At 45.3% G+C, this 16,609-nt stretch carries 10 protein-coding genes; 1 reads left to right on the top strand and 9 read right to left on the bottom strand.

From position 1 onward, the window contains the following. Window positions 1-3: 3 nt before the first annotated feature. The 9 genes from D0C36_RS00050 to rbsK are packed head-to-tail and all read right to left on the bottom strand — an operon-like array spanning window position 4 to window position 14,685. Complete coding sequence (locus D0C36_RS00050; protein ID WP_117389559.1) at window positions 4-1,710, bottom strand: GMC oxidoreductase; 1,707 nt, start codon at window positions 1,708-1,710, stop codon at window positions 4-6. Between the two features lie 15 nt (window positions 1,711-1,725). Beyond that, complete coding sequence (locus tag D0C36_RS00045; protein ID WP_117391304.1) at window positions 1,726-2,628, bottom strand: sugar phosphate isomerase/epimerase family protein; 903 nt, start codon at window positions 2,626-2,628, stop codon at window positions 1,726-1,728. Then, window positions 2,625-4,766, bottom strand: a complete 2,142-nt coding sequence (locus D0C36_RS00040; RefSeq protein WP_117389558.1) for an outer membrane protein assembly factor BamB family protein — start codon at window positions 4,764-4,766, stop codon at window positions 2,625-2,627. The genes D0C36_RS00045 and D0C36_RS00040 overlap by 4 nt, the downstream gene beginning before the upstream one ends. Window positions 4,767-4,813: 47 nt before the next feature. After that, the gene (locus D0C36_RS00035) at window positions 4,814-6,385 is read right to left on the bottom strand and encodes a RagB/SusD family nutrient uptake outer membrane protein (RefSeq protein ID WP_117389557.1); all 1,572 of its coding nucleotides are present in this window, start codon (window positions 6,383-6,385) and stop codon (window positions 4,814-4,816) included. A 19-nt stretch (window positions 6,386-6,404) separates the two neighbouring features. Beyond that, window positions 6,405-9,389 (bottom strand): SusC/RagA family TonB-linked outer membrane protein, encoded by a 2,985-nt coding sequence (locus D0C36_RS00030; protein ID WP_117389556.1) that lies wholly within the window; start codon window positions 9,387-9,389, stop codon window positions 6,405-6,407. A 27-nt stretch (window positions 9,390-9,416) separates the two neighbouring features. Then, window positions 9,417-11,441: an alpha-amylase family glycosyl hydrolase gene (locus D0C36_RS00025; RefSeq protein ID WP_117389555.1), complete on the bottom strand. Its 2,025-nt coding sequence runs from the start codon at window positions 11,439-11,441 to the stop codon at window positions 9,417-9,419. Window positions 11,442-11,456: 15 nt separating this feature from the next. After that, a complete protein-coding gene (locus D0C36_RS00020) occupies window positions 11,457-12,713 on the bottom strand; it encodes an MFS transporter (protein ID WP_117391303.1) in 1,257 nt (418 codons plus the stop codon). A 37-nt stretch (window positions 12,714-12,750) separates the two neighbouring features. Beyond that, window positions 12,751-13,758: a GRP family sugar transporter gene (locus D0C36_RS00015; RefSeq protein WP_117389554.1), complete on the bottom strand. Its 1,008-nt coding sequence runs from the start codon at window positions 13,756-13,758 to the stop codon at window positions 12,751-12,753. Window positions 13,759-13,764: 6 nt separating this feature from the next. Continuing rightward, window positions 13,765-14,685 (bottom strand): ribokinase, encoded by a 921-nt coding sequence (gene rbsK, locus D0C36_RS00010; RefSeq protein WP_117389553.1) that lies wholly within the window; start codon window positions 14,683-14,685, stop codon window positions 13,765-13,767. A gap of 203 nt (window positions 14,686-14,888) precedes the next feature. Here rbsK and D0C36_RS00005 point away from each other — a divergent pair, with 203 nt between their 5' ends. Next, a complete protein-coding gene (locus D0C36_RS00005; RefSeq protein WP_117389552.1) occupies window positions 14,889-16,397 on the top strand; it encodes a hypothetical protein in 1,509 nt (502 codons plus the stop codon). Window positions 16,398-16,609 lie beyond the last annotated feature (212 nt).

The raw sequence follows: 16,609 nt of genomic DNA, 5'->3' as shown, positions 1-16,609 counted from the left end.
CTGTCAGATATTTTGTTTTTTTAATTCGGCAACCGCAAAGTCAACCGCTCTTGCGGTTAGTGCCATGTAGGTAAGCGAGGGGTTTTGGCAGGCGCTTGATACCATGCAGGCACCATCGGTAACAAACACGTTTTTGGCTCCCCAAACCTGGTTATTGCCGTTAAGTACAGATGTTTTAGGATCGCGCCCCATGCGTGCAGTACCCATCTCGTGGATACCCTGACCGGGATTTTGGTTTGAATCATAAGCTTCCACGTTCTTAAAGCCAGCCTTCTCCAGCATTTCCTGGCCGGATGTAAGGATATCTTTAAGCATGCTCAATTCGTTCTCGCGGTAGCTGCAATCTATCTCCAGTTGTGGGATCCCCCAGGCATCTTTATCGGTTTTGCTAAGGCTTATCTTGTTATCCTCATAAGGCAGGCATTCGCCCATGCCGTTCATCCAGATATCCCAAACGCCGGGATCAGACATGGCGTTCTTAAGCGGGGCACCAATAGTATCTACGCTGTAATCGCCGGTACGCCTTGAGCCGCCGGCAGCAATGGCAAAACCACGCTGGTAATCTTTACGCAAATCCTTACCCACATTCCTGAAACGCGGCACGTACACACCCGTTGGCCTGCGCCCGTAGGTGTACACATCCTGCAGGCCGTGGTATTCGGCGTTGATGTGGCCGCGGTAGTTATGATCCATCAGGTAATGGCCCAATGCACCGCTATCGTTACCAAAACCATCAGGAAAACGGTTTGAGGTGGAGTTCATCAGCAACAAAGTACTGTTGAGCGTGCCTGCGTTTACAAATATCACTTTGGCAAAGTATTCGGTAACTTTTTTGGTTTGGGTATCAATAACGCTTACGCCTTTTGCCTTCTGCGTTTTATCATCATAGATAATAGAATGTACCACAGAGAACGGCCTAAGCGTAAGGTTGCCTGTAGCCCTTGCGGCAGGTAACGTTGCCGAATTACTGCTGAAGTAACCCGAGAACGGGCAGCCACGTGCACACATATCGCGATACTGGCAAGGCCCTCGGTCTTTTAATCCTTTAGATAAATTAGCAGTGCGCGACATGATCAACTGCCTGTCGGTATAGTTTGTGGCGATGCTTTGCTGCAAATGTTTCTCCAGTGCGTTCATGGGCATTGGTGGCAGGAACTCGCCATCAGGCAGGTGTGGTATGCCATCGCGGTTACCGCTTATGCCCACAAATTTTTCTACGTAAGAGTACCAGGGTGCAATATCTTTATAACGGATAGGCCAGTCAACGCCGACACCCTGTTTGGCGTTGGCTTCAAAATCAAGATCGCTCCAGCGTTGTGTCCAACGCCCCCATATCAGGGATTTGCCGCCAACCTGATACCCACGGATCCAGTCGAAAGGTTTTACTTGTTTGTAAGGATGCTCGTTATCCTTTACAAAAAAGTGTGAAGTATATTCATTATAAGCATAGCATCGGTTTACGATGGGGTTTTCTTCCGTGTCCTTGAGGTTCATCTGCCCGCGGTGCTGCATGTCCCACATGGGCGTGTTGGCGGTAGTGTAGTCTTTTATATGTTCTACATTTCTGCCGCGTTCCAACACCAGCGTTTTAAGGCCTTTTTCGCAAAACTCTTTAGCCGCCCATCCGCCGGAAATGCCCGAGCCGATAACAATAGCGTCAAAGGTGTTTGCCGCAACGCCGCCCGAGTTTATATTGATATCATTAAACATAGATCATTTCCCTTGTTACCAGCCAAATACTTTTTTCACGTATTGGCGACTTGTCTTCAGATTTTCTTTTATAGGATTTACAGGGTCACTGTCAAAAGCCAGTTCAATAGCGGCTCGCCCTTTAAAATTCACTTTCTTCAGCGCTTTGGCTATTGCTTTAAAATCGGTAACACCCTGGCCTAAATATTCCGTCCATTTGCCGTTGGCATACTGGTCGCGCAGGTGCATGTAGGTCATTTGATGGCCGTAGGTCTCAATAAACCAAACCGGATCTACCCCGCCCCTGATAAGCCAGTTCAAATCGGGGCCTAATTTCACATCCGGGATGCGGGCAAGTGTACCTTTCAGGTCATGCATGCCATCTGCTACCTCAAAAGTGTGGTTGTGCAGGTTACCTTCAATGTTGTTCTTGGCGCATACCTTCAAGATCTGCTTCACCATTTCTGCCTGATGATCCAGCTCTTCTTCTGTTTTGCGGCGCTGTGCAACGCCTACAGTAATGCCGATGTTGTTAGCTTTCAGCTGACCAAGGCGTTCTATCACCATCGTAATATCATCCATAATGCGCGGTGCCTGGTTTTTATCCCACATATCGCCATAATAAGATGCGCCCGTTACCGGCAGCTTGTATTTATCTATCAGTTCTTTAAACTTCGGTACGGCATCATTACCGCGCAGGTTTGATTCCATTACCTCGAGGCCGCGGAAACCGGCGTATTTAAAATCGCTGAAAACGGTTTCCAGGATCGGGTTACAATTCCAGTCGGGCGGGTATTTGCTGGCATACACCCACAGGTGCCCACTCAGGATAACCTCATTTTTGCCACCTGCAAATGCATCCAAAGGCGTTGCACCGGCCAGCATTACTGCCGATGCACCACCTATGGTTTTTATAAAATCTCTGCGCGTTGTTATCATTTTTGATCAGGCAGGGCAAAAGCCACATAGCTATCGCCCGATTTTGATTCCAGTTTGGTACCGCCGCAAGCAATTACCACGTACTGCTTACCATTTACCTGGTAAATACTTGGTGTTGCAAAAGCAGCAGCCGGTAATTTATACTCCCAAAGCAGTTTACCTGTTTTTTTATCATAAGCACGGAACTTACCATCTTTCGTACCTGCAATAAACAGCAGGCCGCTTTTGGTAATGGCCGGGCCACCATAACTTTCTGAACCCGTTTGCGGGATGCCTTTTGCCATCAGCTCGGGCACTTCGCCGTAGGTTACTTTCCAAACGTACTCGCCGGTATTAAGGTTGATAGCATTTAATGACCCCCATGGTGGTTTTACCGCCGGATAGCCATTTTTATCGATAAACTTACTGTAGCCTGAGATCTGATAAGCAAAACGTTTCTCGTCTGATGGTTTGCGGGCAAGTCCGGGTTCTTTGATCAGCCCCGGTTCAGATTCTTCTTCGCCGTAAAGGAATTTTGCTACCGATTCTTTTTGTTTATCCGTCAATTTAGGGAATGCAGGCATCATGCCTTTACCGTGGCCTACTATGTTGGTGATAAAATCTTTACTGCGCCTGTTTTTGATGCCTAACAGGTTAGGGAATCCACTTTTTGGGTTTCCTTTGCGCTCGGCTCCGTGGCAGGGTGTACAGTTCATTGCGTAAATACTTTGGCCTGCCGTCATGCTCACCAGTTGTTCTTTGCTAACAGACGGGCCTAAAGAGATGCGCCATGCCATTTCGCTGCTGTTGAGGTATAATATACCATCAGGATCAGCTGCTGCTCCGCCCCATTCGGCACCGCCATCCAAACCGGGATAAATGATCGTACCATTTTGGCTAAGCGGCGTGAATGGCCCTTCGGAACGGCTCTTTTTAAAGCTGTCTATCAGTTCCTGCTTATTCTCAGCCAGCGGACTTATATCATCAAGCGTAAAGTTTTGGCGTGCATAAGGCTTCGGCATTGACGGCATAGGCTGTGTAGCCCAGCTTTGTTCGCCCGGTATGTCGGTTTGTGGTACTTTAACTTCGTTGATAGGGAAAATTGGTTTACCCGTAACCCTGTCAAACACAAATACCACACCTTGTTTGGTTACCTGCGCAACGGCATCTATCTTTTTGCCATCGCGGGTAATAGTCAACAAGTTTGGCGGTGCGGGCGGGTCCCGATCCAGTATATCATGATGCACAAACTGGAAGTGCCATAAACGCTTACCTGTTTTGGCATCTAAAGCCAGTAAGCAGTTGGCAAATAAGTTTGTGCCTTTGCGGTTAGCGCCATAAAAATCATAAGCAGCAGAGCCGGTAGGTACGTATAAAATACCCCTTGCCTTATCAACCGCCATACCCGACCAGTTGTTACCGCCGCCAACTTCAGTGTTTTTGTAGGTATCCTTTGGCCAGGTATCATAACCATATTCGCCGGGCATTGGTATGGTATGGAATACCCATGCCAGTTTGCCCGTAACCACGTTAAATGCCTGGATAGAACCCAAAGCGGCATCCGTACCTTCAGATACCCTCAGCGGCATTACTATAATATCATCATAGATGGTTCCGGGTGTGTTGGATATGACCATCTTATCCGTAGCTGTTGCACCAAGGCCCGATTTAAGGCTCGTACGGCCATTCTCACCGAAGGATGCAATGCTTTTACCTGTGATAGCATCAACCGCGTACAGCCATGGGCCGTTGGTATAAAGGATGCGTTTTTCATCGCCCTTTGTCCAGTAGCTTACCCCGCGGCTGGTACTGAACTGATCGGTACCGGCGCTTTTAACGCGCCAGATCTGCTTACCGGTAGCGGCATCAACCGCAAAAGGCTCGGTAGTTGCCGTCATGCCGTACATTACCCCGTTCACGATAAGCGGGTTACACTGTATCTGGCCGGGGTTGTTGGTATGGTACTCCCAGGCTACCTTTAATTGCTTCACGTTATCAGGAGTTATCTGCTCCAGGGTTGAGTAGTGGTTACGCTCGGGGCCGCCCAGGTAATCGGCCCATTCGGTTGAGCCGAAAGAGGCCGAACCGTTTTGCGACGAATTACATGCGATAGCTGCGGTTACCAGTGCTACGGCGCCAATGATATAAAGTTTTTTCATGTGCTGAAGTAATGCCCGGCAGGTCTAATCCCGCCGGGCGGTATTTATTAATAACCAGGGTTTTGTTTAAGCGCAGGGTTAGCTGTCACAATATCAAACGGAATAGGATATAATTCTTTGTTTTTGTTTGCATCTGCAGGTTTTTCCCATGATGCATCCTCAAATTTACCAAAGCGGATCATATCTTCCCTGCGTTTCATTTCGTAAGCAAACTCGCGGCCGCGCTCGTTCAATAATTCGTTTAAGGTAAGGGTGGCAGTTGTGTAAACAGATCCGGCAGCACCGCTGTCAAATGATCTTGCTCTTACGTTGTTCACCAAGGTTACTGCTTCTCCGTTGGCTGCACCGCCGGCTTTGCGCATTATGGCTTCTGCTTTTGCCATCATGATATCTGCAAGGCGCAATACCACCAGGTCGTTATTCATGTTTGATGAAGTAGGGCCCGATGCACCGGGCTGTATCACCTGGTATTTTACGTTACGCACACCCTGACCGTAGCCACCTGTAGGGTTGTTCAGTTTATCTATTTTAGGGTCTATCACCAGTTGCTGACCATCCTGATCATACCATCCCCAAACAATATCGCCGTTATCGTAAAACTGCGGGCCAACCAGCCATTGGTTAATGCGTTTATCGTTGGCATTGTACAGGTTAAAGAATGATTCCTGGGTTACTATTTTACCCCACGGATAATCGGTAAAACCATATTTATCTTTTAAAGCACCCGGCAATTGCTGCTGTGCGCCGTTAAAGCCCGGGGCATAGTTCTGATCAAACGGAACCACAAAGATGTTCTCGGTAGAGCCTTCGTTATCTATCAGGAACGGATCGCTCCAGTTAGCGGCAAGGCTGTATTTGCCGCTGTTGATCACCTCGTTGGCCGCGGTGATACAATCATCCCAACGGGCGGTACCGCTAAACACTTCTGCATTCAGATAAAGCTTGGCCAGCAATGCATAAGCAGCTGTTTTGGTGAAGTGACCATACCATTTATCGTCGCCTTTTTCAACCAAGTTAGGGATGTTGGCTTTAATCTCTTTTTCGATAAAGCTGAACACCTCTGCACGAGTTGTTGTAGCCGGGCTTTTTTCGCCAACGTGCTCAACAACAGGCACGCCGCCAAACTCATCCATTGCCCAGTAGTAGTAAAGGGCACGCATCATTTTTGCCTCAGATATCATGCGCTCTTTTGAAAGCGGCAAAGTAAAATTGAAGCTTTTGCCTTCAATGGCATCAATAAATGCGTTGCAGTAACCTATCCCCTGGAAAAGGTTGCTCCACTCGTATTTGATAAAATCCTCGCGCGAGGTCCACGTATGCTGGTGAAATCTTATCCAGGTACCGTTCTCGTAGCCGTTACCGTTCTTTACAGTTGCCACCGCTTCATCAGTAGGGAACTCGGCCAAAGCAAAGTGCACACTGTAGATCATGGTTTGCATAAAGCTATAAGGCATCACATAGCCCGACAACACCTGGTCGCTGTTTGAGTAGAAGTTGGCAGAGGTATCGCTTCCGTACACCTTTTCATCCAGTTTTTTGCACGATGCGATGCTTAGCAAAGCCGTTGCAGCAATGGATACTATGCCGAATTTATATTTTGTAAGATTTTGGATTCTCATGACTGTTGCTGTTTTTAAATTAAAAATCTGCGGTTACACCAAACGTAAAGCTGCGGGTACGCGGGTAGTAGTTACTGTTGTACTCCACCCCTGTACTGCTGAACGGATTAAGGCCCAGCTCAGGATCCATACCCGAGAATTTGGTGATGGTAACCAGGTTGGTTGCAGCAACCGAGAACCTTAAGCTACGCAGGTAATTGCTCTTTTTAACCGGCACGGTATAGCCTAAAGTAACGTTGTCTATCTTAAGGTAGTTACCGTTCTCCAGGTAATAGCTCGAGAATGTCGGCGGTGCGTTTACATAATCTTTAAGTACCGATGTAAAGAAGTTTACGGTTGATGCCTGTGTGATGTTCTCATGGAACAAACGTTTACCGTTCACCGCTTTAAAGCCAAGCCCACTTCTTACCAGTACAGAAAAATCAAAGTTTTTGTAAGAGAAGCTGTTGGTTAAGCCCAGGTTATATTGCGGTACGCTGTTGCCCAGGTAAAAGTTATCCTCGTCGGTAACGTTATCGGCAGTAACCTTCTGGCCTGCCTGGTTGTAGAACAGCCATCCGCCATCATCAGCAAAACCGGCAAATTTCTTTCCGTAGAAAACTGATACAGGGTAACCCGGCGCAATGCGCTGCATGTTGCCTACACCGATATCGGTGATGCCGTGAGCCGTTCCCTGGAACTGGTCGTTAGAGATTGATACCACTTTGTTTTTGTTGTAAGAGCCTACAAAGCCGATATTCCATTTAAAGTTGGCGTTGTTGATGGCTTTGGCGTTCAGCGTTAGCTCCACACCTTTATTGGTCATTAAACCGGCGTTGGCAAATATGAGCGGATAGATCTGTGATGGCACCTGCGCATAGTAGTTACCTATCAGGTCGTTGATTCTACGGGTGTAGTAATCAACAGAACCGCTTAACCAGCCGCTTTTAAACAGGGTGAACTCCAAACCAATATTGTACTCTTTCTTGGTTTCCCATCTCAGGTTAGGGTTCGAGTTAAGAGTTGGGCCTGCAGATGGTACCCATACGCCGTTACCCATGTAACCAGAATTGGTACCATAAGGATAAGGACCGTATAACGCCAGCGACTGGTATGGCTGTAAACCCTGCTGGTTACCGGTTACACCGTAACCTGCGCGGATCTTCAGGTTTTTCACGAAATCAACATCCTGCATAAAGCTTTCTTTGCTGATGATCCAACCGCCGGATACTGCCACAAAGTTTGCCCATTTGTTGCTTGCACCCAGTTTTGATGCCCCCTCGCGCCTTAAAGTAGCGCTAAACAGGTAACGGTCTTTAAAATCATAAGTAGCACGGCCGAAGTATGATAACAGTGTCCACTCGGTACCGTAACTGCCTAAGAATACACCACCGCGGTTATTCAGCGAGAAATCGCGCAGAGCGGCGCCCGCACCCAAGTTGTAGTATAAATAAGCATCGGTATTAAAGTAGTTGTTACCGGCGTTAAAGCCTTCGTTAAACTCATTCTGGTATGAGTAGCCAGCCAATACACTAAAGTTGTGTTCTTTTATCTGCTTGCTGTAGTTTAGCGTGGCTTCTAAAATATTGTTGGTTGTTTCCGCTGTGCTGCGTGATGCCGTACCACCCAAACCACTGGTTTGCATGTACAACAGATCGCGGCTGGTATAGCTGCCGGTTAAGTAGCTGGTTTTTAACAAGGAGTAAGAAACATCTGCTTTTAACGATGGCAGTATAGCATACGATAAACGGGTGTTACCCAGGAACCTCGACTCTTTACTGTCATTAGTATTGTAAACGGTATTTGCAACCGGGTTCCACTGCGAGCCAAAGCCAACAGTTGGGGTCTCGTAAAAAGTACCGTCAGGGTTACGCACCGGGTAAGTTGGGTTGATGTTTAACGCCTGACCAAAGCCATAGTACTCTGCAAAGCGTTTGTTATCAAACGAGTTGGTGATATTGACACTGAAATCCAATTTATCATTTAATGCCTTGGTATTTAAACGACCCGATGCATTCAGGAATTTACGGCTTGTGGTAAGGTCGATCCCCTGATAGCCCTGGTAGTTTACCGAAGCATTGTAGGTAGTTTTACCCGTGCCACCGTTTACCGAAAGGTTATGGCCGTGGTTTACCGGTTTGCGGGTAAGCTCTTTAAACCAATCAGTATTTGCACCGCCATCGTTTGGCTCAAAGCCTATTTGTTTGGCAAACTCGCGGTATTGGTCGCCGGTAAGCACATCGTAGCGTTTTGCTACAGTTTCGGTTGCTATGTAACCGTTGTAGGTAACGCGGGTTGGGCCGGTTGCTCCTTTTTTGGTGGTGATGATAATCACACCGCCTGTTGCACGCGAACCATAAATAGCCGCCGCCGAACCATCCCTCAGGATGTCATAAGATTCGATATCCTGTGGAGCGATGGTCCTCAAGTCGCCGCCCGGCACACCATCTATAACCACCAGCGGTGATGATGTACCCTCAACAGATACCGCACCGCGTAATGAGAACTCGGCACTTGAGTTAGGGTCAGATCCATTAACACGTGATATTGCCAAACCTGCAACTTTACCGGTGATGAGGGTGAGCGGATCGCTTATCACACCTTTATTAAAGTCTTCAGATTTTACGGTTGCAATGGAGCTGGTTACCATTTCGCGTTTTTGCGTTCCGTAACCAATTACCACCACTTCGTTCAGTGATTTTGGTTCGGCAATAAGCGTAAGGTTCATCGCGGTCTTGCCGTCCATCGGTGTTTCCAGAGGTTTATATCCTAAGTAGGTTGCAACGATAATTCCTGTTGTATTTGGCACGCTGAATGTGTACCTGCCGTTGGCATCAGTAGTGGCGCCGCGGGTGCTGCCTTTTAATCTTACGGTTACTCCGGGCATTGTTACACCGCCTTCATCATACACTACACCGGCAATTTTAACTTCGCCCGTTTGTGCAATCGATTGCTGAACAATTACCACAAAAAACAGAAACAGTAAGCTTTTAAGCCAGATGCTCTTTGTAATTGTACTTCCCATACATTTAAGTTTAGATTTAATAATAATTTATTGGTTTGCTACCTGTATCCATCGTACCTGGTAGCCATTAATTGGAATAACTAAGTTATCTTTTTTATTTAATTTTATGCAATCGAATGCATTTTTGTTTAAAACTTCTTTAAAACACAGTTTATCTCTTGGTAATGAGCTACAACATCGCTCCATATCAAGTTTTACTTCAACATTATTGCCCGCCATATTTGCCACAACAATAAAGTGCTCGCTCCCCTCCCATTTATGAAAGGCGATAACACTTTTTGAATTGATGACCGGCACATCTTCTATCGCTTTACTGCGTAATGCAGGATGCTCTCTGCGCATGTTGATCAAGGTCTGATACCAGGCAAATAATCCCTTATCATCCCCCGAAGCAATGCCATTCGCCGCACTGAAAATGGCCTTGCCAGAATAAGGGTGTACCGTGCTCCCTATCTCCTGCCCGTTGTAGATCATTGGGATACCCGGCAAGGCAAACATCAGCGCTGCTGCAGTTTTGGTTTGCTCTAAATTGTGCGTTGCGATAAACCTTGGCACATCGTTATTTTCAATAAACCGCAGTACTTTATCGCTGTTGGTGTTATCCGCATAAAGTTGTTCTTTAAGCAGCCCTACCCTCTTAAGGCTATCGGTGTAATTAAAAATGCTGAGGTTTTTACGGATGTTATGGTCTGTTTGCCATGCCCATTGCGATACCCATGCCGTGTCGGCAGTCCAGTCGTAAGCGGCATCAAAACCTTGCTTAAATACATTCGGGTCTGATGCTTTATCCTCGGCCAGCAGCATAAAATCGGGTTTTATCGCTTTCAATTCCTCACGCAAGCGTTTACTGAAAGATGGGGTGCGGGCATTAAGGCCCCAAACGGCATCAAAGCGGTAGCCATCAATGTCATATTTATTGAGCCAGTATTTGCAGGCCTCAATTATCCATTGTTGTACCTCAGGGTTGTTGTAGTTGAGATTTACCAGGCCATCCCAGAAATAGTAAACAAAACCTGCCTCGCTAACATGATAATTTGAGGAATATGCAACACCATCGTTCTTATGCTGATAAAAATTGTAATAATGAGAATTGGTACCGTACTTAGCACAGTCAACCGCGTAAGGATGGTTGATAGATGTGTGGTTGGGCACAAAATCAAACATCACCCTTAAGCCCAATTGTTTGGCTTTGATAATGAGGTTAGCCAGTTGCTGTTCGGTGCCAATATCTTTACGGATATTGAAGTAATCGATCACATCATATCCCTGCCCGCCATGTTCTGTTTTGTAGGTTGGCTGCAGCCAAATGGTATTTATGCCGAGGCGTTTTATCTCCGGCAGCTTTTTAGTGATATCATCAAAAGTCCCCTTTTTAACAAAGGTATTTGGTGTTATCTCGTAGATGATGGCGCTATCCAGCCAGGTTACATTATCTGCAGCTATTTCGAAGGCACGCAGGTTACTGCCCTTACGTTGTACGTAGGTTTTGTACTTAACTGTGTTGGCTTTATTCGATACTGTTAAGGTATAGTAATAAACGCCATCTTTCTGCGGGATGTTAACGTAGGTTTCTCCGTTATCGGTTTTAACAACGGTTTCTATAGGATTACCACTATCGGCCGTCCATTTATAATTAAGTGTTTCTTCACCCGCATTATTTATCAGCTTATGCTGTAGTACTGCTTTATTGCCCTTTATAACAGCAAAGGGTTTTACAATAGCAACGGGTTGATAACCTAAGGTAAGATTCAATATCGCAGACGAGACCTGTTTGCCATTATGCATAGCTGTCAACCAGATTTTGTTAGCTGTGTACTGCAGATCGACATTTATAAGGAATTTTCCTAAGGCATCAACCTTAACAGTAAAAGTTCTGTCGTTTTGATGAACGGTAATTTCTGAGGCTTTAAAGTCCTTTACCTGCCCGCTGATCAACTGCGATGGCAGCCATACCGTTGCATCTTTCTGGTGCAACAATATAGCCGCCGCGTAACTTGTTGTGTTAGCGCCCGTAGTTAAAATCAAACAATATAAAAAAACTAAAAACCTCATATATAGCTCGTTTGGTTACTCGGCCTGAAATACCGGTACAGCCTCTGTTCTTTTCTTTTTAGCGGCGCGCATGTAAAGATTTAAGCCGATGAAGCCGACTATCAGCACTACGGGAATAATAAGCGTAAGCTTTAATACCTCGGGGCCTGCAAGGCTTTTAGCTGAAGTAATTGCAGCGGCATCGGCAGTTGTTCCCGAAGGCAGATATTTGGCCACCAGCTCATCGTAATGCTTACCCATAAATATGCTGTAGACTGACACAGCAAACATACCCGCGCCCCCCATCAGGTTAAGCCCCAATGCACCCGATTTAGGGATATATTCGGCCACAAAGCCTATCATCGTAGGCCAGAAATAGCATACGCCTATACCAAATACCAGTGCCGCAAAAAATATGGCATTACCGGTTAAAGTGCTCAATAGGTAAAGTCCGATAGCCGCAATTATGGACGACATTAACAACACACCCTGCGGCGAGAAACGGTGCACAATTGGCCCCGCCAAACCACGGCCGATAACCATTACACCTGTGGTAAGGGTTAATATCAGGATAGCGTTATCCGTTACGTTTTTAAGCAATACATCAATCCACTGACCGGTGAACAATTCGGTAACTGCTGTACCAAACATGCTGATGAACATAAAAATAAACAGCGGCGAAAGCGACGCCTTGTACATATCTGCCGTGCTGTAGCCCGATGCCACGCGTTCGGTAACCGGAAAATCGAGCGTTGAGAACAGGTAACCGTAAGCCAGCGTAGGGATGATCATTAAGGCCACCTGTACCTGCCAGCCAATGTTTACGCTGTTCAGCAGAAGCACCAGTAAGGTACCTATCACTATGCCACCCGGAAACCACAGGTGGAAGTGGTTAAGCTTGGTGGTTTTATTATCGGTATAAATTGAAGCTACCAAAGGGTTACAGGCTGCCTCAACCGTTCCGTTACCTATACCTATAAAAAGTGTTGATATAAAGAGAGATAAGTACCCGCTTGAGAACACCGTGAACAAGATACCCAAAAGGTGAAAAACAAAGGCGCCGATAAGCAGTTTCTTCATGCCGATGGCATCTACCACAAAGCCGCCTATCACAATTGCCAGTGGGAAACCCCAGAAAGCTGCCGCGGTGATCACGCCGAGCTGCTCAGTACTCAGGTGAAAATCAGTACCGAGTTTATTCATAATACCTGCCCGTATGCCAAACGACAGCGAGGTGACCAGCAGCGCGAGGCAACTGGCTACAAAAAGTTTGTTGGGTTTAATTGTGCTCATATCAAGTTTAAATTGGTTTCGGGTAACAATTAAATTCTCAGGATCCGCCTGCAATGATGATCAGCCCCAGGCCTGCAATAAAAAACAGGAACATGCCTGCCAACAGGCCAATTATTTTAGGCGGACTATTCTTAAATTCTTTCCATACCGCCACGCCCCAAATGGCGGCAATCAGGGTTGCCCCCTGCCCTAACCCGTAAGAAACGGCGGGGCCTGCTTTGCCGGCGGCAATTAGGTTAAACAAATTACCAAGCGCCCAAATACAGCCGCCAAGCAAGCCTATTAAGTGCAATTTGAACCTGCCTTTAAAATAGCCTGCGTATGATAGCTGTACGCCTTCTATCGGTCGTTTCATCATGATAGTGTTGAGGATGAAGTTGCTTGCCAGTATGCCTATCGAGAATACGACCGATGCCGTATAGGGCGTCATTTTACCGGCGGCAGGTTCTACAAAATTCTCCAGATCCATACCCGATGCCACAAACTTGTAGAATTGCGACATCAGCACACCTGCAATAACAGCGACGATAATTCCCTTAGCCCCTGTTTTTAAGTTGCTGTCGGTCTTCTTTGAGCCGTAAGCAACTGCGTTTAATATAATGGCCAGCGTAACCATTATCACACCTACAAAAAGCAAAACAGGATCGCCTTTTTGTAACAGGAAGAAATTAGCTATCACGCCTAATATCAGCGCAATGCCTATACCCACGGGGAAAGCTACCGACATACCCGCGATGGCAATGGCGATGGTAAGCAGGATATTTGCCAGGTTAAATATGATGCCACCCACAAAGGCACTTATCAAATTTGCGCTATCAACCTGCTGTATATCATCTAAAAACCCACGACCGGTACTACCATTGCTGCCTAATGTTAGTGCAGCCACAACTGAGAACAGTACAATACCCAGTACATAATCCCAATAGAAGAACTCGTAGGCCCATTTGCCCTGCGCCAATTTCTGGGTATTAGCCCATGATCCCCAGCAAAACATGGTGATCACGCAAAAGATAACCGCAAGTGAATAATTTTCTATGATGAACATATCGTATTATGCGTTTAGTTGAAGCCTGTTAATAATAATCTCGTTACGGTACGGGATGGATGATTGCGCACCCAGTTTGGTTACCGAAAGAGCTGCCGCAAGGCAAGAAAATTCTACTGCCTTTATCAGATCCTGCCCCTCGGCCAAGGCTACAACCAGGGCACCATTAAATACATCTCCGGCTGCAGTGGTATCAACGGCAGTTACTTTGGGGGCAGCAACCATTTTTGCTTCGGTACCATCAAAAACAAGTGCCCCTGCTTTACCCATGGTGATGATCACTTTGGTAACGCCCTTTTGGTGCAAAACATTTGCGGCAGCTTCGGCACTGGTTTCGTCAGTCACTTTAACGCCTGTAAGCATCTCTGCCTCAGTAGCATTTGGGGTGATAATATGTATGTTTTTTAAAAGATCTTCTGATAAAATATTTGCAGGTGCCGGGTTAACAACCAAACGGATGTTGTTTGCCGCCGCATAATCTGCAACGAGTTCAACAGTATCCATCGGGATCTCCAGCTGTAGCAGCATAATTTCTGCCTTTTCTATTCTGTTTAAACAAGTACTTACATCTACCGGGGTAAGCGCCGCATTAGCGCCTGATGCAACTACAATACTATTTTCGCCGTTATCATCAACCGTTATAAGCGCCACACCCGATGGCTGTTCCCTGTCGGCAAGTATGCATGATATGTTTATTCCCTCGTCATCAAACAACTGTGAAGATTGCTTACCAAAAACATCGTTACCTATTTTAGTAATAAAGGTAACATCGCCGCCAAGCCTTGCTGCAGCAACAGCTTGGTTAGCACCTTTGCCGCCGGGATTCATAAAAAACGAACCACCTAAAACGGTTTCGCCGGGCGCGGGCAAATGGGTTGTTTTAACAACCATATCCATGTTGGTGCTACCAACTACGGTTATTTTCATAGTCACTTAGTTAATTAGAGAAGTAGGTATAATTGGGTTCTTGTTACCAAATCTATAGATAACAATCACTTGTGCAGTACCAATTTTATAGTAAATTTATAATTGTAATATTTCAAAAATTGTTACGATAATTAATAAATATTTGATTATTAATATTTTAAACAAAAAAAAATATTAATATTTGACAATTATAATCTTATAATATGCAAAAAGATGATCTGGTGAAGCTGGTAAAGACCCTCTCAGTAACCGAAAAACGCTGTTTCAGAATGAATTGCAAAAAACAGTCGTGCGAGAGGGACTATCTATCCTTGTTTGATATTATTGAGAACATGCCAAACGATGGATCTCATGATGCTTATGCGTTGTTTAAAGCCAAACATCCCACATCATCTTTCCATACAACAGCAACCTATCTTTACGATGTGATTACTGATAGCCTGGTAAGTGCCCGATGTGATAAAGACCCACTTTTTAAACAAATGCAAAGCTATATGCGCGCCAAAGTATTGCTTGATCGTTCTTTTACCGCCGATGGTTTAAAAGAGTTGAGAGATTGTAAACAATTAGCAGGTGCTTCACAAAATCATTTAATGGAATATATGGCGCTAAGGGAAGAGATCAACGTTACTTCCCTGCTAAATTTCCCTGACATTGACGACAACAAGTTGATAGCTTTACAATCAAAAGGAAAAAGCATTCTGAAAACACAGCAGCAGGTTCATGAGCATTATTCGCTTTTCGAGATATTAAGATACAGGTTGATAAACGCCGGAAAAATAACTACAGAGCAGGGTAAACAGCATCTAAACGATTTACTATTAAGTGAGTTAAGCCTTGTTACAGGTAAAGTAGCGCATAACTTTGAATCGGCCAAACTGCATTTGCTATTCCAATCGTTCTTTTTCACCAGTACCGGCGATTACCGATCGGCTTTGAGAACTTTCTCTGAGTTGAACATTTTGTTTGAACAAAACCTTGAGAAACCCGGCGCCAATCTGGCCGATTATCTATCCACTCTTGAAGGTATCCTGGATAGCTTAAGAACACTAAAAGGATATGATGATATGCCTTTCTTTATAAAGAAACTTGAGGCGCTTGTATCGCCCAATAACCAAGAATACCTTAATCAACGTATCCTTAAAACTGCGCTTATTTATCAATTGGTTTACCTAACCGCAAACAAAGATTATGATGACGCTTTAAGAACAGCAAATGCACATAACTCATTGATAAATAATGCTCTTGCCACTACCGACTACGAGCAGTATTGGGAGTTGCTCTTGTATATAAGTATAGCCCATGTAGGTTTAAAGCAATATGATAAAGCGTTAAAACACCTACGAAAAATAACACCTTTTGCCAAAAATGGCACACATTCTACAGTGTATAAAGCGGCCCGACTGTTGGGTATCATATTGCGTCATGAATTGGGTGATACCGATTTTATTGATTATGAGATAAGGGCTTATAAACGACAAAACAAAAACAACCGGCAGATGCTACAGGTTGAAAAACTTGTGCTTAAAGCTATATTGGCTAATCCTGTTAAAAATAACCCACCCAAGAATAAGCAACTATTGGCAAAACTACAACCCGCCATAACCGCTGCACAAAGCAACAATTATGACCTGCAGATAATTAAATACTATGATTTCCCGGCCCACATAATTAACAAATTTTCTTACAAGCAGAGAACCCCAATCAAATAGTAATACAGCCGCGCCAGTGATAACTTACTGATATATACAAGACCAAAGAAAAGTAATAACAAAGCATTATCAGCTGTAAGTAGCCGATAGAAACGCTTTCATTCGAGTGAACGCCTGCGGGGTGATTGGATAGTGGTGAGTGATTTTCAGGAAAAGTATGGACGCAAAAAAGCCTTCTCCTGTTTCCAGTGAAGGCTTTTAATAAAAGTTGG

Source organism: Mucilaginibacter conchicola (genome assembly GCF_003432115.1).
In the GTDB taxonomy this organism is placed as follows: Bacteria; Bacteroidota; Bacteroidia; order Sphingobacteriales; family Sphingobacteriaceae; genus Mucilaginibacter; species Mucilaginibacter conchicola.
Note: the sequence above shows the minus strand (reverse complement) of the source record. Positions and strands in the feature narration are given on the sequence as shown.

Bases quoted from the DNA above. Each gene is read 5' to 3' on its own strand.
- D0C36_RS00050 (WP_117389559.1), bottom strand. From the start codon at position 1,710: ATGTTTAATGATATCAATATAAACTCGGGCGGCGTTGCGGCAAACACC.
- D0C36_RS00045 (WP_117391304.1), bottom strand. From the start codon at position 2,628: ATGATAACAACGCGCAGAGATTTTATAAAAACCATAGGTGGTGCATCG.
- D0C36_RS00040 (WP_117389558.1), bottom strand. From the start codon at position 4,766: ATGAAAAAACTTTATATCATTGGCGCCGTAGCACTGGTAACCGCAGCT.
- D0C36_RS00035 (WP_117389557.1), bottom strand. From the start codon at position 6,385: ATGAGAATCCAAAATCTTACAAAATATAAATTCGGCATAGTATCCATT.
- D0C36_RS00030 (WP_117389556.1), bottom strand. From the start codon at position 9,389: ATGGGAAGTACAATTACAAAGAGCATCTGGCTTAAAAGCTTACTGTTT.
- D0C36_RS00025 (WP_117389555.1), bottom strand. From the start codon at position 11,441: ATGAGGTTTTTAGTTTTTTTATATTGTTTGATTTTAACTACGGGCGCT.
- D0C36_RS00020 (WP_117391303.1), bottom strand. From the start codon at position 12,713: ATGAGCACAATTAAACCCAACAAACTTTTTGTAGCCAGTTGCCTCGCG.
- D0C36_RS00015 (WP_117389554.1), bottom strand. From the start codon at position 13,758: ATGTTCATCATAGAAAATTATTCACTTGCGGTTATCTTTTGCGTGATC.
- rbsK (WP_117389553.1), bottom strand. From the start codon at position 14,685: ATGAAAATAACCGTAGTTGGTAGCACCAACATGGATATGGTTGTTAAA.
- D0C36_RS00005 (WP_117389552.1), top strand. From the start codon at position 14,889: ATGCAAAAAGATGATCTGGTGAAGCTGGTAAAGACCCTCTCAGTAACC.